We start from the raw sequence: 21,811 nt of genomic DNA, 5'->3' as shown, positions 1-21,811 counted from the left end.
ATAATTGGCGGCCGGGCGAGGAACAAGGCGGCTTTGTCACTGTGCGGCATCCCACCCCTCCCCTCGGCGTGCGAGTCCGGCTAAACCCCGCCCCATGAGCGTCGCCCCTGCCAAGACCATCGCCGAGACGGCCGCCGACTATGGGCTGTCACCCGCCGAGTACGACACCATCGTGCTGCGGCTGAACCGCGAGCCGAACCCGGTGGAGCTGGGGGTGTTTTCGGTGATGTGGTCGGAGCACTGTTCCTACAAGTCGTCCAAGCGGCACCTGGGCAAGTTCCCGACCACGGGACCCAGGGTGATCTGTGGCCCCGGCGAGAACGCCGGCGTGGTGGATATCGGCGAGGGCGCGGACGGGCAGAGGTTGGCCTGCGTCTTCAAGATGGAGAGCCACAACCATCCCTCGTTCATCGAGCCGTACCAGGGGGCGGCGACCGGCGTCGGCGGGATCATGCGCGACGTCTTCACCATGGGGGCGCGGCCGATCGCCCTGCTGAACGCGCTGCGGTTCGGCGATCCGTCCCATCCGAAGACCAAGCGGCTGGTGGCCGGCGTGGTGGCCGGCATCGGCGGCTATGGCAATTGCGTGGGCGTGCCGACGGTGGCCGGGGAGACCAACTTTCATTCAGGCTATGACGGCAATATCCTGGTCAACGCCATGTGCGTGGGCCTGGCCGACGCCGACAAGATCTTCTATTCCGCCGCGCCGGCGGCCGGCCTGCCGGTGGTCTATTTCGGGTCGAAGACCGGCCGCGACGGCATCCACGGGGCGACCATGGCCTCGGCGGAATTCGACGACGCCTCGGACGAGAAACGCCCGACGGTGCAGGTCGGCGACCCGTTCGCCGAGAAGCTGCTGATCGAGGCGACGCTGGAGCTGATGGCGTCCGGCGCGGTGGCGGCGATCCAGGACATGGGCGCGGCGGGCCTGACCTCGTCCACCGTGGAGATGGCCGGCAAGGGCGGGGTCGGCGTCGAGCTCGACCTCGACCGTGTGCCGCAGCGCGAGGCGGGCATGAGCGCCTACGAGATGATGTTGTCGGAAAGCCAGGAGCGGATGCTGGCGATCCTCAAGCCCGGGCGCGAGGCCGACGGCGAGCGGATTTTCGCCAAATGGGGGCTGGACGCGGCGACCATCGGGGTGACCACCGACACCGGGCGCATGGTGCTGCGGCACAGGGGCGAGGTGGTCTGCGACGTGCCGCTGGCGCCCTTGTTCGATGACGCCCCGCTCTATGACCGGCCTTGGACCGAGCCGGTGCTGCAGCCGCGGCTGGATCCGGCCGACGTACCGGCGCCGGCCGACTATGGGCAGGCGATCCTGACGCTGATGAGCAGCCCCGACATGGCCTCCAAGCGCTGGCTCTGGGAGCAGTACGACCGCCACGTGATGGCCGACACCCTGGAGGACAGCGCCACCGGCGCCGACGCCGGGATCGTGCGCATTCACGGCGCCCGGAAAGCGCTGGCCATGACCTCAGACGTCACCCCGCGCTATGTGCTGGCCGACCCCTATGAGGGCGGGAAACAGGCGGTGGCCGAGGCCTGGCGCAACCTGACGGCGGTGGGCGCCGACCCCATCGCCATCACCGACAACCTGAACTTCGGCAACCCCGAGCGGCCGGCGATCATGGGCCAGATCGTGCGCGCCATCGACGGCATGGCGGAGGCCTGCCGGGCGCTGGATTTCCCGGTCGTGAGCGGCAATGTCAGCCTCTACAACGAGACCAACGGGGCGGCCATTCCGCCGACGCCGACGGTGGGCGCGGTGGGCCTGATCGAGGACTATGGCCGGCGCGCGGACTTCGCCTCGATGCGGGCCGGCGACGCGCTGGTGCTGATCGGCGAGACGCGCGGTGAGCTCGGCGCGTCGATGTATCTGCGCGAGGTGCTGGGCCGCGAGGACGGGGCGCCACCGCCGGTCGACCTGGCGGCCGAGCGGCGCAACGGGGACTTCGTTCGGGACCTGATCCAGTCGGGCCAAATCACTGTCGTTCATGATCTTTCCGATGGCGGCCTGATCGCCGCGGCGGCCGAGATGGCGCTGGCGTCCGGCGTCGGGCTTGGTCTGGACCCGGGCCTGTCCGGCGTCGCCCCGCTGTTCGGCGAAGACCAGGCCCGCTATCTGCTGGCGGTCGCCGACCCCGCCCCGATCCTGACTGCCGCCAAAGCCGCCGGCGTCCCCGCAACTGTCGTTGGCCGGGCGGGCGGCGAGGCGCTGACCGGGTCCGGCTTCGACATCCCGCTCGCCACGGTGCGGGCCACCCACGAGGGCTGGCTGCCGGACTATATGGACACCTGATGAGCAGTCGCGCCGCCGACACCAGCCTGATCGGCCAGCCCGGCTCTCGGGGCCGTATCCCGACGCCCGCCGCCGTCCTCGACCTCGACGCCTTTGACCGCAATGTGGGCAAGATGGCCGCCCGGGCGAAGGCCGCCGGACTGGCGCTGCGCCCGCACGCCAAGTCGCACAAGTGCGCCGCGCTGGCGCACCGCCAGATCGCCGCCGGCGCCGTCGGCGTCTGCTGCGCCAAGCTGGCCGAGGCCGAGGCCCTGGCCGGCGCGGGGGTGGGCGCGATCCTGGTCACCTCGCCGATCGCCGGCTCAGCGAACGCCGTGCGCGCCGCCGCGCTTGCGGTCGCCCTGGAGGACTTCCGTATTGTCGTCGACCACCCCGACGGGGCCGCCGAACTGGGGCCCGCCGCGAGGGGGCCGCTCCAGGTGCTGATCGACGTCGATCCCGGCCTGGGCCGCAGCGGCGTGCGCGACCCCGCCCAGGCCGTGGAGGTGTTCCGCGCCATCGCCGCCCAGCCGAACCTGACGCTGCTCGGCGTGCAGTGCTATGGCGGCCAGTGGCAGCACCTGGCGGGCGCAGATGTGCGGGCCGCGGCAGTGGCCGAGGGCATGGCTCACCTGTCGCGGGTGATCGCGGCCCTGCGCGGCGCGGGCGCGGACATCGCCGTGGTCACCGGCGGCGGCACTGGCTCCTTCGCCGCCGACGCGGACCAAGGGGTGCTGACTGAGGTCCAGCCCGGCTCCTACGCCTTCATGGACCGCCAGTACCGCGACGCGCTGCTGGACGACCCGGACGGGGCCTTCGAACAGGCGCTCTTGATCGCCGCCACGGTGATCAGCGCCAACCACCGCAAATGGGTGACGGTGGACGCCGGCCTGAAAGCCTTCGCCACCGACGGCCCGGCGCCCCTGGCCATGACCTTGAGGTTCGCCGACAGCGCCTATCGCTTCTTCGGCGACGAGCACGGCCTGCTGATGCGCCCCGACGGCGCGGCGGCAGCCCGCGGCGCGCGGGTCGACTTCGCGCCCGGCCACATCGACCCGACACTCGACCGCTACGACGTCATCCACCTGGTCCGGGGCGACGTGCTCGTGGAGATCGCCGCAGTCGAGGGACGCGGGGCCTCGCAGTAGGGCGCGCTACCCGGGCTTGCGAAAGCGCAGCAGGAACTGGTCGGTCTTGCCGCGGATCGCGGGATCGAACACGAACTTCGTATGATCGTCGGCCGGGTTAGCGAGGATCGCGCTCTCGCCATCGAGCCGGAAGCCCGCCGCCATGACCTCGGCCTTCACCGTGGCGGGGTCGATCCGGTGGCGGCCCTCGGTGTCGCGCAGGCCCGAGCCGGGCTCAGCAGCGTGGTCCAGCACCACATAGACACCCCCCGGCTTGAGCGCGGCGAAGACCGCCTTGTTGAACAGGGTCAGGTCCGCTGGTCCCATGAACTTGTCGTGCAGGTCATGGTAGTCCTGACGGATGAACACGACGTCGAGCTTGTCGGGCAGGCCCGGCGCGTTGATCGGCGCGGTGATCAGTTCGACGTTGGCGTGCGCGGGCAGGGCCATAATGCCCTTGATGATGCCCACGACCTCGGGGTGAGCCTTGACCAGCTCGGTCGGCTCGACCGCATAGACGCGACCCTTCGGCCCCACCGCGACGCTGAGTGCGCGCACGAAACGGCCCGCGACGATGTCGGCCACCCGGTCGCCGGGCGTGAGGCCGATGAAGGCCAGCACCTCGGGCCCCTTCATGGCCGGATCGGTCATGGCGTCGGCGGTGGCCTGAGGGGGCGGCGCCTGGGCCAGGGCTGGCAAGCCCGCGGCGGTGAGCAGCAGTCCGGCGGCCAGGGCCGCGATCATCCGGGTCATCGGCGTCCTCTCTTGCGACTTGAGTAAGGGTTATCCAAAATCGGCACGTCCTCAGCGCAGGGAAAGTCCCGGCATGCCCTCGTCGCGCCAGGCCTTCAGCACCTCAAAAAACCGCAGCGGCCCGGCGCCGTACATGTCGGAGAAGAAGCCCTTGCGGTTCCCCGTTTCACCCTCGGAATTGTAGTACCCCGGGGTGCACTCCTCGTAGAAGCGCCGGCCCATGCGGGCGAGCCCGCGGACCTCCTGCACATAGGCCTCTTCCGCCTCGACAGTTGGCTCCAACACGCCGGCGCCCAGCTCGCGCGCCTGGCTGACCATATGCGCCACGTGGTTGGCCTGCTCATTCAGGGCCTGCGGCACGCTGATGGTGATCGCCGTCTGGGTGAAGCCCAGGAAGAAGCAGTTGGGGAACCCGTGGGTGGTCAGGCCGTGCAGGGTGCGCAGGCCGTCGGCCCAGTGCTCCGACAGGGTCACCCCGCCTCGCCCGACGATGTCATAGCCGGCGCGGCGGGTGTAAGAGGTGCCGACTTCGAACCCCGTGGCGAAGATCAGGCAGTCGAGCGGATATTCCCGCCCATTGGCCACCACCCCGCCCTCGGTCAGGCGCTCGACGCCCCGGCCATGGGTATCCACCAGGGTGACGTTGGGTCGATTGAAGGTCTGCAGATAGTCGTCGTGAAAACAGGGCCGCTTGCAGAACTGGCGGTACCACGGCTTCAGCGCCGCCGCCGTCGCCGGGTCCTTGACGATGGCGTCCACCCGGGCGCGCACCTGGTTCATCTTGCGATAGTCGGCCAGCGCCATCAGCTCGGCCTTCTCTGGCGAGGTCAGCCGTCGGCCCAGCTTGCGCGACGCCTCCTTGGCCGCGCTGCCGGTGAGGGTGCGGAAGATGTCGGTCCAGCCGTCGTGGACCAGGTCCTCGTCCTGGTCGCCGCCGCTCACCAGGATGTTGAAATTCTCCATCCGGGCCTTCTGCCAGCCGGGCTCCAACGAAGCCGCCCACTTGGGGTCGGTCGGCGCATTGTTGCGCACATCCACCGACGAGGGGGTGCGCTGGAAGACGCAGAGTTCCTTGGCCCATGCGCCCAGGTGCGGCACGCACTGGATGGCCGTAGCCCCGGTGCCGATGATCCCCACCCGCTTGTCCTTCAGGCCGCTGAGGCCGCCCGAGGAATCGCCCCCGGTGTAGCGATAGTCCCAGCGGCTTGTGTGGAAGGTGTGGCCCTTGAAGTCGCCGATGCCGGGGATGCCCGGCAGCTTCGGCCGGCTGAGCGGGCCGTTGGCCATGGCAACATGGCGCGCCTTGAACCGGTCGCCACGGTTGGTGCTGATCTCCCAGCGCTGGTCGGCCTCGTCCCAGACCATGCCGGTGATCGACGTCTGCATCAGCGCGTCGTCATAGAGCCGGTAGTGGCGGGCGATGTTGCGGCTGTGCTCGAGAATTTCCGGGGCGAACGAATATTTGTGGCGGGGCATGTAGCCCAGCTCTTCCAGCAACGGGAGGTAGCAGTAGCTCTCCACGTCGCACATGGCGCCCGGATAGCGGTTCCAGTACCAGGTGCCGCCAAAGTCGCCGGCGCTCTCCACCACCCGGATGCTCTCGAACCCGGCCTCACGCAGGCGCGCGCCCATCATCAGGCCGCCGAACCCGCCGCCGACGATGACGAACTCGACCTCGTCGCAAACCGGCTCGCGGGTAAATCCCGGCTCGACATAGGGGTCGTCGATGTAGTGCGAGAACTCGGCCTTGACCGCGACGTACTGGTCGATGCCGTCATCGCGCAGCCGCTTGTCGCGTTCGGCGAGATATTTCGCGTGCAGCGCGTCGGGATCGAAATCGATCTCGCCGACGATCTCGAGAAGTTCCGGCTGGATGCTCATGGGTGCAATATTGCCGCTATGAAGGGCGGTCGCGTCAACACCATCCCTGGCGACACCCGCGGGAGAGGCCAATGAACCGTTTCTGGACCCGATCGGCCGCACCCCTGCCGCCCTGGCCGCAGGGCGACACGTTTGAGCTGCGCGAGGCGCCGATGCCCACACCGGGCGCCGGCCAGGCCCTGACCCGGACCATCTACGTCTCACTCGACCCCTACCAGTGGGGCTACAAGAAACGTGGCGCCGAGCCGGCGGGCGCGCCCTGCCACGCCCGCACGGTGGCCCAGGTGGTGGAGAGCCGGATGGACGGCTTTTCGCCCGGCGACCTGGTGTTCAACACCAATGGCTGGGCCGAATACGGCCTGATGGGCGCGGGCGTGGCGCGGCCGGCCTACATGATCCCCCGCAAGCTCGACCCGGCCCAGGGCCGCATCTCCCAGGCGGTCGGCGTGCTGGGCATGCTGGGGCTGACCGCCTACGCCGGCATGCTGCTGATGGCCGACCCCAAGCCCGGCGAGACGGCGGTGGTCTCGGCCGCGTCGGGCGGGGTAGGTCAGATCGCCGGCCAGCTCGCCCGCCTGCGCGGCGCCCGCGTGGTCGGCATCGCCGGTATCGCGGACAAGTGCCGCTTCGTCACCGAGGAACTCGGCTTCGACGCCTGTGTCTCCCACCTCAGCCCGACGTTCGCCGCGGACCTGAAGGCCGCCTGCCCCACCGGCGTCGATGTCTATTTCGAGAATGTCGGCGGCGCGGTGTTCAACGCCGTCCTGCCGCTGTTCAACGCCGGCGCGCGGATGACCATCTGCGGCCTGATCGCCAGCTATGGGGACGCGCCCGGCCAGGATGCGCGGGCCGCCCTGATGGCCCGCGGCGAGGCGATCTTCCGCGACCGCGGCGTCACCGTGGGCGACCTTTTCGTCGGCGACTATGTGGCCGATCACGAGGCGGCGTTCCTGGCCGCGATGTCGCAATGGGTCGCCGCCGGCGACGTGCGCTATCGCGAGGACATCCGCCAGGGCCTGGAAGCGATCCCCGCCGCCTTCGCCGAGATGCTGCGCGGCGGCAACTTCGGCAAGATGCTGGTGCGTGTGGGGGAGGATCCGACGACGTAGGCTCCTACCCCACCGCTCGCTTCAGCAGGTCCAGCGCCGCGGCGGCGAAGGCGGTCATGTTGGCGAGGCGGTCGCTTTCGCCGGTTTCCAGGGTGATCGCCATCTCGACGGGGCCGGAGATCGCCAGGCAGGTGTGGCCGGCGGCGTCGCCATAGGGGTTGCCCGTGGGCCCCGCCGCGCCGGTCTCCGAGAGGCCCCAGGTGGCGCCGAAGCGTTCGCGGGCGGTCCGCGCCAACAGCAGCGCATAGGGCTCGCTGGAGGAGCGCATGCCGGCCACGGCCTCGCGCGGCAGGTCCATCAGCACCATGCGGGCCTTGCCGGTGTAGACCACCGCCCCGCCCAGGTAATATTTCGAGGCGCCCGGCACCCCCAGCAGGGCCGCCGAGATCAGCCCGCCGGACGAGCTCTCGGCCACCGCCACGGTCTGCCCCAGGGCCTTCAGCCGCTCGCCCAGTTCCGCCGCCCGCGCGTCAAGGTCTTGCACGCCTACATCTCCTTATGACTTGGCGGCCCGCCGCATCCGCGCCCATGATGGCGATGAATTAGACCAAGCGCCATTTTTCGGGAGGATATTTTCATGGACGCCCAATCGCAGTGGACCGGCCTGGACGCGCAGCGCCTGGAGCGCATCGGCGCGCACCTGGAGCGAAACTACATCGCCAACGGCAAGCTCGCCGGCTGCCAGGTCAATGTCGCCCGCCACGGTCACCTGGCCTATTCCCAGTCATTCGGCCTGATGGACGCCGAACGCGGCAAGCCCACCGACGACGGCACCATCTACCGCATCTATTCGATGACCAAGCCGATCACCTCGGTGGCGCTGATGACCCTCTTTGAGCAGGGCTATTTCCAGCTCAACGATCCAGTCAGCCGCTATGTGCCGTCCTGGAAAAACCACCGCGTCTGGGTTTCCGGCGAGGGCGCGGAGATGGTCACCGAGGCGCCGGCCCGGCCGGTCACCTTCCGCGACGTGCTCAGCCACCAGGCGGGCCTGACCTATGGTGGCGGCTTGCCGGGCATCGGCATCCAGCACCCGATCGACAGGATCTATCGCCAGCTGAAGATCCGTTCGGCGGGCGGCGCGGACACGATGGTGGAGTTCCTCGACAAGCTCAGCCAGGTGCCGCTGCGCTATCAGCCCGGCCAGGCATGGATGTATTCGCTGGCGACCGATGTCTGCGGCGCCCTGGTCGAGGTGATCTCCGGCGTGCCGCTGGCGCGATACCTTGAGGAGGTGATCTTCGCGCCGCTGGGCATGAAGGACACCGCGTTCTTCGTGGCGCCCGACAAGATCGACCGCTTCGCCGCTAACTATCAGCGCGGCCCCAGCAAGACGCTGAAACTGATCGACGACCCGGCGACCAGCGACTTCACCCGCGAGCCCGGCTTCAAATCCGGTGGCGGCGGCCTCACCGGGACCAGCGCCGACTACCTCCGCTTCTGCGAGATGCTGCGCCGGGGCGGCGAACTGGACGGGGCGCGGATCCTTGGCCCGCGCACGCTGGAGGTCATGCACATGAACCACCTGGCCGGCGGCAAGGACCTGACGCAGCTGGCCATCGGCGGCTTCTCGGAGACCGCCAACGAAGGCGTCGGCTTCGGCCTGGGTTTTGCGTCGACCATGAGCCAGGTGCAGACCGGCACGCTGGGGACCGGCGACTACTACTGGGGCGGGGCGGCCTCGACGATCTTCTGGGTGGACCCCAAGGAGGACCTGTCGGTGGTGTTCATGACCCAGCTGATGCCGTCCGGCACCTTCAACTTCCGCGGCCAGCTGAAGAGCATCATCTATTCGTCAATCATCGACTGAGGGCCCGGCGGCGCGCCTGCTGACACGAGGCTGTCAGCAGGGCCCGGCTATCGCTGTCTCCAGCAGAAGGAGACAGGGCGATGAACGCGCATGCGAAAATGGAGACCAGGACCGTGGGCGCCCTCCAGGACGGTCGCGGGGACTTCGATTTCCTGGTCGGCCGCTGGACCGTGAACCACCGCCGGCTGAAGCTGCGCGGCGCGGACTGCGACGACTGGGATGAATTCGAAGGGACCAGCGTCTGTCGCAAGCTGATGGACGGCCTCTGCAACGTCGATGAGAATGCGATGCCGGCCCGCGACGTCCAGGGCCTGACCTTCCGCACCTACGACCTCGCGCGGCGCGAATGGGCGATCTACTGGGTGAACAGCGCCGCCGGTGTGCTGCAGGAGCCGGTGTTCGGCCGCTTCGAGGACGGCGAGGGCCGGTTCTATGGCGTGGACGTCGACAACGGGCGACCCGTGCGGGTGATCTATGCCTGGAAGGATATCACGCCGGCCTCGGCGCACTGGGCGCAGGCGTTCTCCTTTGACCGCGGGCGCAACTGGGAAGTGAACTGGACCATGGCCTTCACCCGCTGCGAATGAGCTTGCGGCGCCGGCCCGCCTGCGCCTAGGGAAACGCCATGCCTATCGCCCTGCCCCACCTCGAAGCGATCCTGCGGGACGGCTTCCCCGATGCCGAGATCAAGATCGACGATCTGGCCGGCGACGGCGACCACTACAAGGCCCGCATCGTCTCGGCGGCCTTCGCGGGCCTGCCCCGCATCCGCCAGCATCAGCTGGTCTACGCCGCCCTGAAGGGCCGGATGGGCGGCGAGTTGCACGCGCTGGCCTTGGAGACGTCGGCGCCCGCTTGACCACGCCCGCTTGACCAGGGCGGCCGGGCTCCCTAGCTCTGGGGTTCGCGAACTTGCGCCGAAGGGCCGACCGATGACCGAGACCACGACCGCCAATCCCGTCGCCAACCCCGTCCACGACTTCATCGCCAAGGCGGTGGCGGACCATCCGGTGGTGCTGTTCATGAAGGGCGTGCCGGAGGCCCCGCAGTGCGGATTTTCCGCCCAGGTGGTGCAGATCCTCGATCACCTCGGCGCCGATTTCGTCGGCGTCAATGTGCTGCAGAACGACCAGCTGCGCGACGGCATCAAGGCGTATTCCGACTGGCCGACCATCCCACAGCTCTATGTGAAGGGCGAGTTCGTCGGCGGCTGCGACATCGTGCGCGAGATGTTCCAGGCCGGCGAACTGAAGACCCTGCTGGCCGATCAGGGCCTGCTCGAAGCCTGACTTGAGCCGGCTGCTGCAGCCGCCGTCGGGCTGCCCGGTCTTCCGGCTCGACTTCGCGCCGACCCGCGACGACATCGACGAGAACGGCCACGTGAACAACGTGGTCTATCTGCGCTGGGCGCAGGAGCTGGGCGTCGCCCATTGGCGCAGCGTGGCGCCGCCCGAGGCGCTGGCCACCTGGGCCTGGATCGCGCTGCGCCACGAGGTCGATTATCGCCGCGCGCTGTTGCCCGGAGAGACAGCCCACGGCCGCACCTGGGTGGCCGAAGCCGCCGAAGGCCCCCGTTTCAACCGGTTTATCCGCATCGACGCTGCCCCAGGGACCGCCATGTGCGCCCAGATTGTCACCACCTGGGTGCTGATCGAACGGGCCACGGGCCGGCCCCGGCGCGTGCCGGAATGGATCCTCGAGGCGTTCGCCTAGCGGTCTGGTTCGTCCAAGCTCCAGGGCCGCCAAGAGGCTGTCCCGCGATCCAGCGGTCAGGGCGCCCCTTTCCGTAACGTCCCAGCGCGAATCAAAAGGCCCCGGATTGCTCCGGGGCCTTCGAAAGTCGGTCGACTATCTCGCGCTCTATGACGCGTAGAATTCGATGACCAGGTTGGGTTCCATCTTCACCGGATAGGGCACTTCGGCCAGCTCCGGGATGCGGACGAAGGTGGCGGACATCGCCTTGCCGTCCATGGTGATGTAGTCGGGGGTGTCGCGTTCACCCGATTGCAGGGCCTCCAGCACCAGGGCCATGTTGCGCGACCGCTCGCGCACCGTGACCACGTCGCCCGGCTTGACGCGATAGGACGGAATGTTCACGCGCTTGCCGTTGACCATCACGTGGCCGTGGTTGACGAACTGGCGGGCGGCGAAGGGGGTCGGCACGAACTTCGAGCGATAGACGATGGCGTCCAGGCGGCTTTCCAGCAGGCCGATCAGGTTCTCCGAGGTGTTGCCCTTGCGGCGCGCGGCCTCTTCGTAGATCCGGCTGAACTGCTTTTCGGTGAGGTTGCCGTAGTAGCCCTTGAGCTTCTGCTTGGCGCGCAGCTGTAGGCCGAAATCGGAGACCTTCTGCTTGCGGCGCTGGCCATGCTGGCCGGGACCATAGGCGCGCTTGTTGATCGGGGATTTCGGGCGACCCCAGATGTTTTCGCCCATCCGGCGGTCGAGTTTGTACTTGGCGCTGTGGCGCTTGGACATTCGGTTCTCTTCACTTCGACCCGAGCCGGCGCTTCCCAAGCTGGAAGCGCGATCTCAACGGCGGCGTTCGCGTCAACCCGTCATAAATCCGCAGGCCGCGCGGCAAGCCGGCGGCGAGGAAGGGGCGCTGTATGCCCACCGCCCCTTTCGGAGTCAAGGATCGGAGACGCCGCGCTCCATGCGCTGCGCAAGCGCCAGGGTGGCGGCCTGCGCTTGCGTCCACCACAGGCGCACCAGATCCTCGGCGGCGCCCGGCCTTGCCAACTTCACCGCCTGGCCGGCCCACAGCGACATCGTCTGAGGATCGCCCGCCTGGTCGGCGGCCGCGCGCAGGGCCTGGGTCAGCCGGTTCTGCACCGGATAGGCCGGGACCTCGTCCTGGACGGCGCGCATCTCGCGGATGAAGCGGTTCTCGATCCCGCGGGCATAGCGGCCGGAGAACGCCCGCGTAAGCCGTGTGGCGTCCTGCGGCGCGTCCATGATCGCCTGCCGCCAGGTGGGCCCAACGGTCGCCTGGTCAGCCAGCAGGAAGGCTGAACCCATCTGGGCGGCGCTGGCCCCCAGCGCCAGGGCGGCGGCGACGCCACGCCCATCCATGATCCCGCCCGCGGCGATCACCGGCAGGTCTACGGCGGCCAGCACCGTCGCCACCAGGGCCAGGGTCCCGACCGAACTGGCCTCGATGTCCTCCAGGAAATAAGCGTGGTGGCCACCGGCCTCGAAGCCCTGGGCGCAGATCCCATCTGCGCCGGCCTCGGCCCAGGCCAGCGCCTCGGCGACGGTGTTGGCGGTTCCGACCACAAGGCTGCCCGCGCCGTGCAGGGCGTCGACCTGGTCGCGCGTGAGGACCGAAAAGCTGAAGGAGGCCACCGGCGGCGCAGCGCGGATCAGCGCGCGAAGCTGCGCGTCGAAATCGTGGGTGAAGCGGTTGGGGAAGGCCGGCAGGGGCGCACCCAGCTCGGCGTACCAGGGCGCGAGCCTGGCCAGGGCGACGTCGATGACAGTCGGGGCTGGCGCGGCGGCCGGCGCCATCAGCAGGTTGACCGCGAAGGGCGCCTCAGTCGCGGCCCGCATCGCCTCGACTGCGGCGACGATATCGCCCGGCGCGACAGCGGCGGCGGCCAGCGAGCCCATGGCGCCGGCACGGCTGACGGCGATGGCCATGGCCTCGGCGCTCGCCCCGGCCATGGGCGCCTGGAGGATCGGGATCGGCAGGCGGTCGAGCAGCGCGGCAAGAGACATGGCGCCAATTAGGCGCTGGCCCCGACGCCGGGCAACCACCGTTTGCGGACGATACCTAAGGTTGCGCTTTTCCGGAAAGCGGCGTTCGATGGCGACTGCGACTTCGCGGATCGACCATGCTGACGCCCGGAAATCCATCGTCTTTGCCAAGCCGCGTCCGCCGCATGGCGATGGCGGGACTTGCCTGCGCCCTGGCGGGGTGCACGCCCGCCGAGAAAATGGCCAGTCCGCCGCCGACCGACGCGTCCGCCGCCACGACGCCAACCCCGCCCCCTGCGACAGCGGCGCCGGCCCCTGTAACCGCCGTCGGGGCCGGACCTGCCGCTGCCGCGCCTGCCGCCGCCGCGCCGGCGCCGCCTTCCCCGGCCACCCCGCCACTTGCCGATAGCGGGACCAGAGGCGCGTCCGTGACCGCCGAATCCCCGGTCCGGCAGGCGGCAAGCTCGCTCGCGTCGAAGTGGTCATCACTGGTCGGCGTCCATCCGGGCAATACTTTCGCCATGCTGGTAAAGCCCGCCCCGCCAGCGCCGCCGCAGCCGCAGCCGCCCGCGAGCATCGTCGGGGCGCCCTTCAGTCCCGACGTCGCACCGGCGCCGGACGCGACACCATCGGCGACGCCGCCCTCGGCCGCCCCCGTGATCGCGGCGCCTGGCCCGATGCTCACCCGTGACGTGGTCTACAACAAGCCGACAACGGTGACGTTCAACGAACCGACGCCCGTGCAGGTGATCATCAACGTCACCCGAGAGGCCGTCGCCGAGAGCTTCGACAACCTGCCTGGCGCTGTGAAGACCCACGCCATCTCGATCAGTCCGGACATGACCGCTGAGCTCACCGGCCCGGCGGAACGGGTGAGGATTCAGCTGCGCCCGGGCTTTCCGGCCTGGCAGAAGGCCAACGGCGCCAACCCGACCTGGATCTGGGATGTCACCGCGCTCGCGCCCGGCACGGCGCGCCTGGACCTGGCGATCAAGGCCAGGATCGAGGGCTCAGGCGCCGAACAGGTGGTCCGCACCTATCACGACGCCATTCCCGTCACGATGCCCCTGGTGGACAGCGTCAAGTGGTGGATCGCTCAGATCGATCCGATCTGGAAGTGGCTGATCGGCGTGTTCACCGTGCTGGGCGGCGCCATCGTCTGGTGGCTGACGAACATCATGCGCCGAAAGCCCTCAACCTAGCTCGGGGTCCTGTTGGGGCTTCTGCCCGGCGAGCTTGGCCAGCACCCGCCCCCGCCCGCGGGAGAGCGCGGTGACCACGCCGCGAAACGTGCGGACTTCCTGGTCGGTGAAGCTGGCGCGGCCCAGCGCCGAGCGCAGGTTCTGTACCATCGACGGCCGCTTTTCCGGCGGGTGGAAGAAGCCGGCGGCTTCCAGTTCGCGCTCGAAGTGTTCGTAAAGGCCCAGCATAGCCGCGCCGTCCGCCGGTGGCGGACCGTCGCGGAAGGCCAGTGGAGTCTCGGCTGCGACAGTCATGCGCCACTCGTAGGCATTGATCGCAACCGCCTGGGCGAGGTTCAGGGACTTGAAGCGCGCGTCCACCGGGAGGGTCACGACCGCCTGGCAGAGCGCGATGTCAGCGGTCTCCAGCCCTGCCCGCTCGGCGCCGAACAGCAGGCCCACCCTCAGGCCCGCGCCAACCGCCGCGGCCAGGTTGCGCGCCGCCGATCGCGGCGTCAGGATGGGCAGTTGCAACTCACGCGGCCGCGCGGTCGTTGCATAGACGAGCCGCAGGTCCGCGATGGCGTCTTCCACACTTGCAAACACCTGGGCGGCGTTCAGCGGCCAATCGGCCCCGGAGGCCGAAGTCCAGGCGCGTTCGTTGGGCCAGCCATCGCGCGGGTTGACCAGCCGCAGGTCGGAAAGGCCGAAGTTCGCCATGGCCCGCGCGGCCGCACCGATGTTCTCTCCGAGTTGTGGCGCATTAAGGATAATCACAGGTGTCGAGGGAGGAATTTCTGGCATGAGGCGGTTACAATCGCTTGGCGGCGGCAGCGCAAGCCTTGGCCGCCGCGAACTGCTGGTCGGCGCCGCCGGCCTGTCACTGGCGGCCTGTGGGCGCGCGCCCGCGCTCACCGCGTCGCGAACGCCGCGGATCGACCTGCGACGCCTCGATGCTGAGGTCGCCAGGCTGGCGGCCCGCGCGGCGCCGGGCGTCCTGGGCTTTGGCCTGCTCAACCTGGAGAGCGGCGAGTCCTGGCTGGGGCGGGGTGAGCGCGCCTTTCCCATGCAGAGCGTCTTCAAACTGCCTCTCGCCGCCGCGGCCCTGGCTGAAATTGACGCCGGGCGGCTCGGTCTCGCCGAGACGGTGACCCTGGAAGCCGAGTCGCTGTCGCCGGACTGGTCGCCCATCGCCGACGCCTGGCCGGGGCGCACGACCTATTCCATCGACGAGTTGCTGATCGCCGCGATCGTCAACAGCGACAACACCGCCGCCGACCTTTTGATGAAGCGCATCGGCGGGCCGGGCGCGGTGATGGGCTGGCTGGACGCCCAGCGGATCACCGAGGTCCGCGTCGACCGCTATGAACGCGAGATCCAGCCGACGGTCTATGGCATGACCTCCTTCCGGGCGGCCTGGAAGGGGTCGGCCGCCTTCGACGCCGCCAGGGCCACGGTTCCTCCGGCGCGCCGCCACGCCGCCATGCTGGCCTATATGGCCGATCCGCGCGATTCGGCGACGCCGCGCGGCATGCTGCGGCTGCTCGCCAGGCTTGACGCCGGCGCCCTGATCTCGGCGGCGTCCACCCATCGACTGCTGCGCCTGATGATTCTGTCCCCCCGAGGCGCGGACCGCTTGAAGGCGGGCCTGCCCAAGGACGCCGCCTTCGCCCACAAGACCGGCGCGTCGGGGACCGACCAGGGCCTGAGCGCCGCCTACAACGACGTAGGGATCTTCACGCTGCGCGATCGGCGACGCTATGCCATCGCGGCCTTCCTGACCGGCTCGACGGCCGCCGAGACCGACCGCGCCCCCCTGTTCGCCGAGCTTGGGCGCGTAGCGGTGGCCAGCATCGGCTAAACCCGGCGCAAGATCGCCGGCCTTGCAGCCTTTGCGTCGGCCCCGGCGACGGCTATACGGCCCCAACCCCCGAACTTCGCGCGGAGCGCCTGGCCCTCATGGCAAAGATCAAAGTCGCCAACCCTGTCGTCGATCTCGACGGGGACGAGATGACCCGGATCATCTGGAAGCTGATCAAGGACAAGCTGATCTTCCCGTTCCTGGATCTGCGGACCGAATATTACGACCTGGGCATGGAGTCGCGCGACGCCACCGACGACAAGATCACCATCGCGAGCGCCGAGGCGATCCAGAAGTATGGCGTCGGCGACAAGTGCGCGACCATCACCCCCGACGAGGCGCGGGTGAAGGAGTTCAACCTCAAGGAAATGTGGAAATCGCCGAACGGCACTATCCGCAACATCCTGGGCGGCGTGGTCTTCCGCGAGCCGATCATCTGCAAGAACGTCCCGCGCCTGGTGCCCGGCTGGACCCAGCCGATAATCATCGGCCGCCACGCCTATGGCGACCAGTACCGGGCCACGGACTTCAAGGTGCCGGGCCCCGGCAAGATGACCCTGACCTGGAAGGGCGACGACGGCCAGACCATCGAGCGCGAGGTGTTCAACTATCCCGGCGCCGGCGTGGCCCTGGCTATGTACAACCTCGACGATTCCATCCGCGACTTCGCCCGCGCCAGCTTCGCCTATGCGCTGGACCGCAAGTATCCGCTGTATCTCTCCACCAAGAACACCATCCTCAAGGCCTATGACGGCCGGTTCAAGGACCTGTTCCAGGAGATCTACGACAGCGAATACACCGCCAAGTTCAAGGACGCCGGCATCACCTACGAGCACCGGCTGATCGACGACATGGTGGCCGCCGCCATGAAGTGGTCCGGCGGCTATGTCTGGGCCTGCAAGAACTACGACGGCGACGTGCAGTCCGACACCGTGGCGCAAGGGTTCGGCTCGCTGGGCCTGATGACCTCGGTGCTGATCACCCCCGACGGCAAGACCATGGAGGCCGAGGCCGCCCACGGCACCGTCACGCGCCATTTCCGCCAGCATCAGCGGGGCGAAAGCACCTCGACCAACTCGATCGCCTCAATCTTCGCCTGGACGCGCGGCCTGGAGCATCGCGCCAAGCTCGACGACAACGCCGCGCTCGACGCCTTCGCCAAGACGCTGGAGCGGGTCTGCGTCGAGACCGTCGAGAGCGGGTCGATGACCAAGGACCTGGCGCTGCTGGTCGGCGACACGCAAGGCTGGCTGACCACCGAGGGCTTCATCGACAAGGTGGCCGCGAACCTGGAAAAGGCGCTGGCGGCTTAAAGTTTGTTCTTGATCTGTTCATGATCGCGGCTATCGTCAGCGGCAGGACGGAGGACGAGCAATGACCCTCGGCTACATCACCATCGGCGCCCACGATGTCGAAGGCGCACTGCCCTTTTTACGACGCCGTGTTGGGCGCGGTCGGCTATGTGCGCGGCCCGCTGGATGGCGGCTGGGCCTTCTATGGCAAGGGCGATGCGCCCGGCGTCGGCATCTGCAAGCCGCACGACGGCCAGCCGGCGCGCGGCGGCAACGGGATCATGATCGCCTTCAAGGCCGACAGCCACGACCAAGTGAAGGCGGCCTATGCCGCGGCCCTGGCCAATGAGGGGACGGACGAAGGGGCGCCGGGCTTTCGGCCGCCGGAGGCTGACAGCGGCTTCTACGGCGCCTATGTGCGGGACGCGGCTGGCAACAAGCTCTGCATCTACGACGCCCCTGCCACCTAACAGGGCTGAGTCCGCCTAGGCGCGGGCGCGAACGGCGCGACCGCCCAGGCCCAGGCCGATCAGGCTGAAGCCGGCGATCATTAGGCCCCAGAACGCCGGTCCCAGCAGGTGCGCGGCGGCAAATCCCGCCGGGTCGCCGCTTGGGCCGGCCTTGGGAAGATCGTAGGCCAAGGTGTAGCGGCCGGGGGTCTCCAGGGTGATCGCCAGCCGGTCGCCAAACGCCGGCGAGGTGGACGCCCCGTCAGCGTGAACCCTGGGCGGCACGCCCAGCGTGTCGCCTGCCAGGGGGGAGAACTCGAACGCGCCCTGCACCTGATCGGGCCCGACAACGCCGCCGCGGCGATTGTATTGCAAAAGGTAGGAGCGGGCGCCGTCGTCGGCGGCCTGATCCAGCACCCAGGCCTTGGATTGCGCGGGGGCGCCGGGGGCGCCTGCGGTGTCGTCGCCGAAGGTCAGGGTGGCGGCGCCGACCGTTCCCAGGCTGGGCGGCAGGGCGATCACGCTGGACGCCGTCGCGGCCTGGGCGGCCATCAGGCCAAGGACGAACGCGGCGGCCGTACAAACACTGCGCATAGGGCGCTCCGGAACTTCTGGCCGGAACCTAGTGCGTGGGTCCGCGCGGCGCCAGTCCCCACGCCTGGAGGTTGAACCCTAACCCCCCAGCGCGGCCTTCACCGCGGCGATGCCTTCGTCGGCCAGGGCGCCGTCCGGCGCGCCGCCCTGGGCGAAATCCGGTCGCCCGCCGCCGCCCTGGCCGCCCATGGCCACCACGGCGGCCTTGGCCAGCTCGACGGCGTTGAACCGCGCCTGGGCCGAGCCGGTGACCGCCACGGTGACCGCGGCCTTGCCCTCCGCCGAGCCCACCAGCACGATCACCCCGTCGGGGACCTGCTTCTTGAATGCCTCTGCGATGGGCCGCAGGTCCTTGCCGCCGACGCCCTCCAGGATGCGGGCCAGGACCTGGACGCCGCCGATCTCTTCCGGCGCCGCGGGCGCGGCCCCGCCGCCACCGCCGCCGCCCATGGCGAGCTGGCGCCGGGCGTCGCCCAGCTCCTTCTCGAGCTGCCGACGCTGGGTTTCCAGAGCGGCCACACGGACCGGGACCTCGGACACCGGGACCTTGAACTGGTCGGCGAGCCCCCGGGCGACGGCCGCCTGGTCCAGCAGATAGCGCCGCGCCGCCTCGCCGGTCAGCGCCTCGATGCGGCGAACGCCGGCCGCCACGCCCTGTTCCTGGACGATCTTGAACAGGGCGATGTCGCCGGTGCGCGCCACGTGGGTGCCGCCGCAGAGCTCCACCGAATAGGCGCCCTCCCCCGCCAACGACTGGCCCAGGGTGAGCACCCGGACCGTCTCGCCATATTTCTCGCCGAACAGCGCCATGGCCCCGGCCGCCATGGCCGCCTGGGGCGCCATCAGCTCAGTCTCCGCCGGCAGGTTCTGGCGGACCACGGCGTTGACCTCAGCCTCGATGCGGTCAATCTCGCCCCAGCTCACCGGCTGGCCGTGGCTGAAGTCGAAGCGGATGCGCTCGCCGTCGACCATCTGGCCCTTCTGGCTGACGTGGGGACCCAGCACGTCGCGCAATGCCGCATGCAGCAGATGGGTGGCCGAGTGATTGGCGCGGGTGGCGGCGCGGCGTTTGGCATCGACGGTCAGCCGGACGCGGGCGCCAGGCGCAAGGACGCCTTCGAGGATCCCCAGGTCGTGGACGAAGAGGTCGCCGGCCTCCTTCTGCACGTCGCTTACGCGGGCCCTGCCAGAGGTTCCATTGTCCATTGTCCAGGCCACCTCGCCCTGGTCGCCCGCCTGACCGCCGCTCTCGGCGTAGAAGGGGGTGCGATCGAACACCGCCTGGACGCTGGCGCCGACCACCGCGCCGTCGATCTCGCGCCCGTCCTCGACCAGGGACAACAGGTCGGCGCTCGCCTCGATCTCGTCGTAGCCGACGAATTCGCTGGGCCCCAGCCGGTCGCGGATGGCGAACCACTCGCCGGCCGCGGCCACCTGGCCGGAACCGGTCCAGGCTTCACGGGCCTGGTCGCGCTGGCGGGTCATGGCCGCGTCGAAGCCTTCGAGGTCGACGGTCAGGCCCTTGGCGCGCACGGCGTCCTGGGTCAGGTCCAGCGGGAAGCCGTAGGTGTCGTAGAGCTTAAACGCGGTCTCGCCCGACAGCACCTCGCCTGCGCCCAGGTGGGCGGTGGCCTCGTCGAGCAGGCCCATGCCGCGGCCGAGCGTGCGGCGGAACCGCTCCTCCTCCTGGCGCAGGGTGTCGACGATGGCGGCTTCGGCGCGCCGCAGCTCCGGATAGGCCTCGCCCATCTGGGCGATCAGGGACGGCGCCAGGCGGTGCATCAACGGGTCGGCGGCGCCCAGCAGGTGGGCGTGGCGCATGGCGCGGCGCATGATCCGGCGCAGCACATAGCCGCGGCCCTCGTTGGAGGGCATCACCCCGTCGGCGATCAGGAAGCTGGCGGCGCGCAGGTGGTCGGCGATCACCCGGTGCGAGGCGCCGTTGGACGCCGCGCCGGCGCCGCCGACCAGGTCACGGGAGGCGGCGATGATCGCCCGGAAGAGGTCGATGTCATAGTTGTCGTGGACGCCCTGCAAGACCGCGGCGATGCGCTCAAGGCCCATGCCGGTGTCGATCGAGGGCTTGGGCAGGTTGGTGCGTTCGCCCGACGCCAGCTGCTCGAACTGCATGAACACCAGGTTCCAGATCTCCACGAACCGGTCGCCGTCCTCGTCGGGACTGCCGGGCGGGCCGCCGGGGATGTGGTCGCCGTGATCGTAGAAGATCTCCGAGCAGGGGCCGCAGGGGCCGGTGTCGCCCATCGACCAGAAGTTGTCGGCGGTGGCGATGCGGATGATCCGGTCGTCGGAGAGGCCGGCGATCTTCTTCCACAGCACCGGCGCCTCTTCGTCCTGGGCGTAGACGGTGACCAGCAGCTTCTCGACCGGAAGCTTGAACTCCCGGGTCAGCAGGTCCCAGGCGTATTCGATGGCCCCTTCCTTGAAGTAGTCGCCGAAGGAGAAATTGCCGAGCATCTCGAAGAAGGTGTGGTGGCGGGCGGTGTAGCCGACATTGTCGAGATCGTTGTGCTTGCCGCCGGCGCGCACCGACTTCTGCGAGGAGGCGGCGCGCGGCCAGGGCGGGGCTTCCGCGCCGGTGAAATAGGTCTTGAACGGCACCATGCCGGCGTTGACGAACAACAGCGTCGGATCGTTCTGCGGCACCAGCGGCGCCGAGGCGACGACGGCGTGATCGTGTTTGCCGAAGTAGTCGAGGAAATGGGATCGGATCTCGTTGAGGCTCGGCATGGACCCTGGCGCTTTGACGTGAACGGGGCGAAGGTCTCGTCACCCGGGCCCCGGATATGGCGACGGGGGTCCGTTTACGAAACTAACGCCACCTCGCCAAGGGCGCGGGGCCGGGGCCGGGCGCGTCGGTCCGCTTGCGCGGGGGAACCGGCCCGCCGAGGCGGACCTATTCGTCCTCGGGCTCGGGGCCGCCGACCAGCAGTTCCTCGGCGATCACCGCCTTGGCGCCGCGCACCTGCTTTTCGATCTCCGCGGCGATGTCGGGATTGGCTTTCAGGAAGTCGCGGACGTTGTCGCGTCCCTGACCGATGCGCTGGCTGGAGAAGGAGAACCAGGAGCCGGACTTCTCGATGACGCCTGCCTTGACGCCCAGGTCGATGATCTCGCCCAGCTTGGAGATGCCCTCGCCGTACATGATGTCGAACTCGACCTCGCGGAACGGGGGAGCGACCTTGTTCTTGACCACCTTGACGCGGACGTTGTTGCCGACGATCTCGTCGGCCCGCTTCACCGAGCCGGTGCGGCGGATGTCGAGCCGCACCGAGGCATAGACTTTCAGCGCATTGCCCCCGGTGGTGGTTTCCGGACTGCCGTACATCACCCCGATCTTCATGCGGATCTGGTTGATGAAGATCACCAGGGTCTGGGTCTTGGAGATCGAGGCGGTAAGCTTGCGCAGCGCCTGGCTCATCAGCCGCGCCTGAAGGCCGGGCAGGCTGTCGCCCATCTCGCCCTCGATCTCGGCCCGGGGCGTCAGCGCGGCCACGCTGTCGATGACGATGATGTCCACCGCGCCCGAGCGGACGAGCGTGTCGGTGATCTCCAGCGCCTGTTCGCCGGTGTCGGGCTGGGAGACCAGCAGCTCGTCGAGGTTGACCCCCAGCTTGTGGGCGTAGGACGGGTCGAGCGCGTGCTCGGCGTCGACGAAGGCCGCCGTGCCGCCCAGTTTCTGGACCTCGGCCACCACGTGCAGGGCCAGCGTCGTCTTGCCCGAGCTTTCCGGCCCGTAGATCTCCACCACGCGTC

At 69.2% G+C, this 21,811-nt stretch carries 21 protein-coding genes; 12 read left to right on the top strand and 9 right to left on the bottom strand.

Going from position 1 to position 21,811, the window contains the following annotated elements; genetic code table 11:
- Nucleotides 1-94 precede the first annotated feature (94 nt).
- Together purL and RMN86_RS05385 are read left to right on the top strand one after the other, a co-directional pair.
- Complete coding sequence (purL, locus tag RMN86_RS05390) at nucleotides 95-2,302, top strand: phosphoribosylformylglycinamidine synthase subunit PurL (protein ID WP_309604807.1); 2,208 nt, start codon at nucleotides 95-97, stop codon at nucleotides 2,300-2,302.
- Nucleotides 2,302-3,429, top strand: coding sequence for an alanine racemase (locus RMN86_RS05385; protein ID WP_309604806.1), 1,128 nt, complete (start codon nucleotides 2,302-2,304; stop codon nucleotides 3,427-3,429). Before purL ends, RMN86_RS05385 begins: the two co-directional genes overlap by 1 nt.
- 6 nt (nucleotides 3,430-3,435) lie before the next feature.
- On the opposite strand, the gene RMN86_RS05380 is transcribed toward RMN86_RS05385, so the two are convergent.
- Both RMN86_RS05380 and RMN86_RS05375 read right to left on the bottom strand, forming a co-directional pair.
- Nucleotides 3,436-4,161, bottom strand: coding sequence for a methyltransferase (locus RMN86_RS05380; protein ID WP_309604805.1), 726 nt, complete (start codon nucleotides 4,159-4,161; stop codon nucleotides 3,436-3,438).
- A gap of 51 nt (nucleotides 4,162-4,212) precedes the next feature.
- Nucleotides 4,213-6,042, bottom strand: coding sequence for an NAD(P)/FAD-dependent oxidoreductase (locus RMN86_RS05375; RefSeq protein ID WP_309604804.1), 1,830 nt, complete (start codon nucleotides 6,040-6,042; stop codon nucleotides 4,213-4,215).
- 71 nt (nucleotides 6,043-6,113) lie between these two features.
- Between RMN86_RS05375 and RMN86_RS05370 the strand changes: the two genes are divergently transcribed.
- Entirely contained in the window at nucleotides 6,114-7,151 is a 1,038-nt protein-coding gene (locus tag RMN86_RS05370) for an NADP-dependent oxidoreductase (RefSeq protein ID WP_309604803.1), read from the top strand.
- Between the two features lie 4 nt (nucleotides 7,152-7,155).
- Here RMN86_RS05370 and RMN86_RS05365 read toward each other — a convergent pair whose 3' ends face one another.
- Nucleotides 7,156-7,635: a CinA family protein gene (locus RMN86_RS05365; protein ID WP_309604802.1), complete on the bottom strand. Its 480-nt coding sequence runs from the start codon at nucleotides 7,633-7,635 to the stop codon at nucleotides 7,156-7,158.
- A 93-nt stretch (nucleotides 7,636-7,728) separates the two neighbouring features.
- On the opposite strand from RMN86_RS05365, the gene RMN86_RS05360 reads away from it, so the two are divergent.
- From RMN86_RS05360 to RMN86_RS05340, 5 genes are all read left to right on the top strand, one after another.
- Nucleotides 7,729-8,961: a serine hydrolase domain-containing protein gene (locus RMN86_RS05360; protein WP_309604801.1), complete on the top strand. Its 1,233-nt coding sequence runs from the start codon at nucleotides 7,729-7,731 to the stop codon at nucleotides 8,959-8,961.
- Nucleotides 8,962-9,041: 80 nt separating this feature from the next.
- Nucleotides 9,042-9,548 carry a DUF1579 domain-containing protein gene (locus RMN86_RS05355; protein ID WP_309604800.1) on the top strand — a complete coding sequence of 169 codons (507 nt, stop codon included), beginning with the start codon at nucleotides 9,042-9,044 and terminating at the stop codon, nucleotides 9,546-9,548.
- 38 nt (nucleotides 9,549-9,586) lie between these two features.
- Complete coding sequence (locus RMN86_RS05350) at nucleotides 9,587-9,820, top strand: BolA family transcriptional regulator (RefSeq protein ID WP_309604799.1); 234 nt, start codon at nucleotides 9,587-9,589, stop codon at nucleotides 9,818-9,820.
- A gap of 73 nt (nucleotides 9,821-9,893) precedes the next feature.
- A complete protein-coding gene (gene grxD, locus RMN86_RS05345; RefSeq protein ID WP_309604798.1) occupies nucleotides 9,894-10,250 on the top strand; it encodes a Grx4 family monothiol glutaredoxin in 357 nt (118 codons plus the stop codon).
- A 1-nt stretch (nucleotide 10,251) separates the two neighbouring features.
- Complete coding sequence (locus RMN86_RS05340) at nucleotides 10,252-10,674, top strand: acyl-CoA thioesterase (protein ID WP_405041320.1); 423 nt, start codon at nucleotides 10,252-10,254, stop codon at nucleotides 10,672-10,674.
- Between the two features lie 147 nt (nucleotides 10,675-10,821).
- On the opposite strand, the gene rpsD is transcribed toward RMN86_RS05340, so the two are convergent.
- Together rpsD and RMN86_RS05330 are read right to left on the bottom strand one after the other, a co-directional pair.
- On the bottom strand, nucleotides 10,822-11,439 hold the full coding sequence (rpsD, locus tag RMN86_RS05335; RefSeq protein ID WP_309604797.1) for a 30S ribosomal protein S4: 618 nt from the start codon (nucleotides 11,437-11,439) through the stop codon (nucleotides 10,822-10,824).
- Between the two features lie 153 nt (nucleotides 11,440-11,592).
- Nucleotides 11,593-12,681 carry a nitronate monooxygenase gene (locus RMN86_RS05330; RefSeq protein ID WP_309604796.1) on the bottom strand — a complete coding sequence of 363 codons (1,089 nt, stop codon included), beginning with the start codon at nucleotides 12,679-12,681 and terminating at the stop codon, nucleotides 11,593-11,595.
- Between the two features lie 407 nt (nucleotides 12,682-13,088).
- On the opposite strand from RMN86_RS05330, the gene RMN86_RS05325 reads away from it, so the two are divergent.
- Nucleotides 13,089-13,862, top strand: a complete 774-nt coding sequence (locus RMN86_RS05325; protein ID WP_309604795.1) for a hypothetical protein — start codon at nucleotides 13,089-13,091, stop codon at nucleotides 13,860-13,862.
- Here the strand turns inward: RMN86_RS05325 and RMN86_RS05320 are convergent.
- Nucleotides 13,854-14,645 carry an RNA methyltransferase gene (locus tag RMN86_RS05320; RefSeq protein ID WP_309604794.1) on the bottom strand — a complete coding sequence of 264 codons (792 nt, stop codon included), beginning with the start codon at nucleotides 14,643-14,645 and terminating at the stop codon, nucleotides 13,854-13,856. The two genes, RMN86_RS05325 and RMN86_RS05320, sit on opposite strands and share 9 nt — an antisense overlap.
- On the opposite strand from RMN86_RS05320, the gene bla reads away from it, so the two are divergent.
- From bla to RMN86_RS05305, 3 genes are all read left to right on the top strand, one after another.
- Nucleotides 14,644-15,702: a class A beta-lactamase gene (gene bla, locus RMN86_RS05315; protein WP_309604793.1), complete on the top strand. Its 1,059-nt coding sequence runs from the start codon at nucleotides 14,644-14,646 to the stop codon at nucleotides 15,700-15,702. The genes RMN86_RS05320 and bla overlap by 2 nt on opposite strands.
- Before the next feature lie 98 nt (nucleotides 15,703-15,800).
- Nucleotides 15,801-17,015 carry an NADP-dependent isocitrate dehydrogenase gene (locus tag RMN86_RS05310; RefSeq protein WP_309604792.1) on the top strand — a complete coding sequence of 405 codons (1,215 nt, stop codon included), beginning with the start codon at nucleotides 15,801-15,803 and terminating at the stop codon, nucleotides 17,013-17,015.
- A 95-nt stretch (nucleotides 17,016-17,110) separates the two neighbouring features.
- The gene (locus tag RMN86_RS05305) at nucleotides 17,111-17,464 is read left to right on the top strand and encodes a VOC family protein (RefSeq protein ID WP_309604791.1); all 354 of its coding nucleotides are present in this window, start codon (nucleotides 17,111-17,113) and stop codon (nucleotides 17,462-17,464) included.
- 15 nt (nucleotides 17,465-17,479) lie between these two features.
- Here RMN86_RS05305 and RMN86_RS05300 read toward each other — a convergent pair whose 3' ends face one another.
- The 3 genes from RMN86_RS05300 to recA form a co-directional block, all read right to left on the bottom strand.
- Entirely contained in the window at nucleotides 17,480-18,037 is a 558-nt protein-coding gene (locus RMN86_RS05300; protein ID WP_309604790.1) for a hypothetical protein, read from the bottom strand.
- Nucleotides 18,038-18,115: 78 nt separating this feature from the next.
- Nucleotides 18,116-20,785, bottom strand: a complete 2,670-nt coding sequence (alaS, locus tag RMN86_RS05295) for an alanine--tRNA ligase (protein ID WP_309604789.1) — start codon at nucleotides 20,783-20,785, stop codon at nucleotides 18,116-18,118.
- 166 nt (nucleotides 20,786-20,951) lie between these two features.
- A partial coding sequence (recA, locus tag RMN86_RS05290; RefSeq protein WP_309604788.1) for a recombinase RecA occupies nucleotides 20,952-21,811 on the bottom strand: 860 nt, incomplete at its 5' end.

The organism is Phenylobacterium sp. (genome assembly GCF_031360265.1).
Classification (GTDB): domain Bacteria; phylum Pseudomonadota; class Alphaproteobacteria; order Caulobacterales; family Caulobacteraceae; genus Phenylobacterium.
Note: the sequence above shows the minus strand (reverse complement) of the source record. Positions and strands in the feature narration are given on the sequence as shown.

What these genes read in the sequence shown, in the direction of transcription:
- grxD (WP_309604798.1), top strand. Translation starts at nt 9,894, where the DNA reads ATGACCGAGACCACGACCGCCAATCCCGTCGCCAACCCCGTCCACGAC.
- RMN86_RS05355 (WP_309604800.1), top strand. Translation starts at nt 9,042, where the DNA reads ATGAACGCGCATGCGAAAATGGAGACCAGGACCGTGGGCGCCCTCCAG.
- RMN86_RS05375 (WP_309604804.1), bottom strand. Translation starts at nt 6,042, where the DNA reads ATGAGCATCCAGCCGGAACTTCTCGAGATCGTCGGCGAGATCGATTTC.
- RMN86_RS05350 (WP_309604799.1), top strand. Translation starts at nt 9,587, where the DNA reads ATGCCTATCGCCCTGCCCCACCTCGAAGCGATCCTGCGGGACGGCTTC.
- bla (WP_309604793.1), top strand. Translation starts at nt 14,644, where the DNA reads ATGAGGCGGTTACAATCGCTTGGCGGCGGCAGCGCAAGCCTTGGCCGC.
- alaS (WP_309604789.1), bottom strand. Translation starts at nt 20,785, where the DNA reads ATGCCGAGCCTCAACGAGATCCGATCCCATTTCCTCGACTACTTCGGC.
- RMN86_RS05310 (WP_309604792.1), top strand. Translation starts at nt 15,801, where the DNA reads ATGGCAAAGATCAAAGTCGCCAACCCTGTCGTCGATCTCGACGGGGAC.
- RMN86_RS05385 (WP_309604806.1), top strand. Translation starts at nt 2,302, where the DNA reads ATGAGCAGTCGCGCCGCCGACACCAGCCTGATCGGCCAGCCCGGCTCT.
- purL (WP_309604807.1), top strand. Translation starts at nt 95, where the DNA reads ATGAGCGTCGCCCCTGCCAAGACCATCGCCGAGACGGCCGCCGACTAT.
- RMN86_RS05300 (WP_309604790.1), bottom strand. Translation starts at nt 18,037, where the DNA reads ATGCGCAGTGTTTGTACGGCCGCCGCGTTCGTCCTTGGCCTGATGGCC.
- RMN86_RS05330 (WP_309604796.1), bottom strand. Translation starts at nt 12,681, where the DNA reads ATGTCTCTTGCCGCGCTGCTCGACCGCCTGCCGATCCCGATCCTCCAG.
- RMN86_RS05380 (WP_309604805.1), bottom strand. Translation starts at nt 4,161, where the DNA reads ATGACCCGGATGATCGCGGCCCTGGCCGCCGGACTGCTGCTCACCGCC.
- RMN86_RS05360 (WP_309604801.1), top strand. Translation starts at nt 7,729, where the DNA reads ATGGACGCCCAATCGCAGTGGACCGGCCTGGACGCGCAGCGCCTGGAG.
- RMN86_RS05370 (WP_309604803.1), top strand. Translation starts at nt 6,114, where the DNA reads ATGAACCGTTTCTGGACCCGATCGGCCGCACCCCTGCCGCCCTGGCCG.
- RMN86_RS05305 (WP_309604791.1), top strand. Translation starts at nt 17,111, where the DNA reads ATGTCGAAGGCGCACTGCCCTTTTTACGACGCCGTGTTGGGCGCGGTC.
- rpsD (WP_309604797.1), bottom strand. Translation starts at nt 11,439, where the DNA reads ATGTCCAAGCGCCACAGCGCCAAGTACAAACTCGACCGCCGGATGGGC.
- RMN86_RS05320 (WP_309604794.1), bottom strand. Translation starts at nt 14,645, where the DNA reads ATGCCAGAAATTCCTCCCTCGACACCTGTGATTATCCTTAATGCGCCA.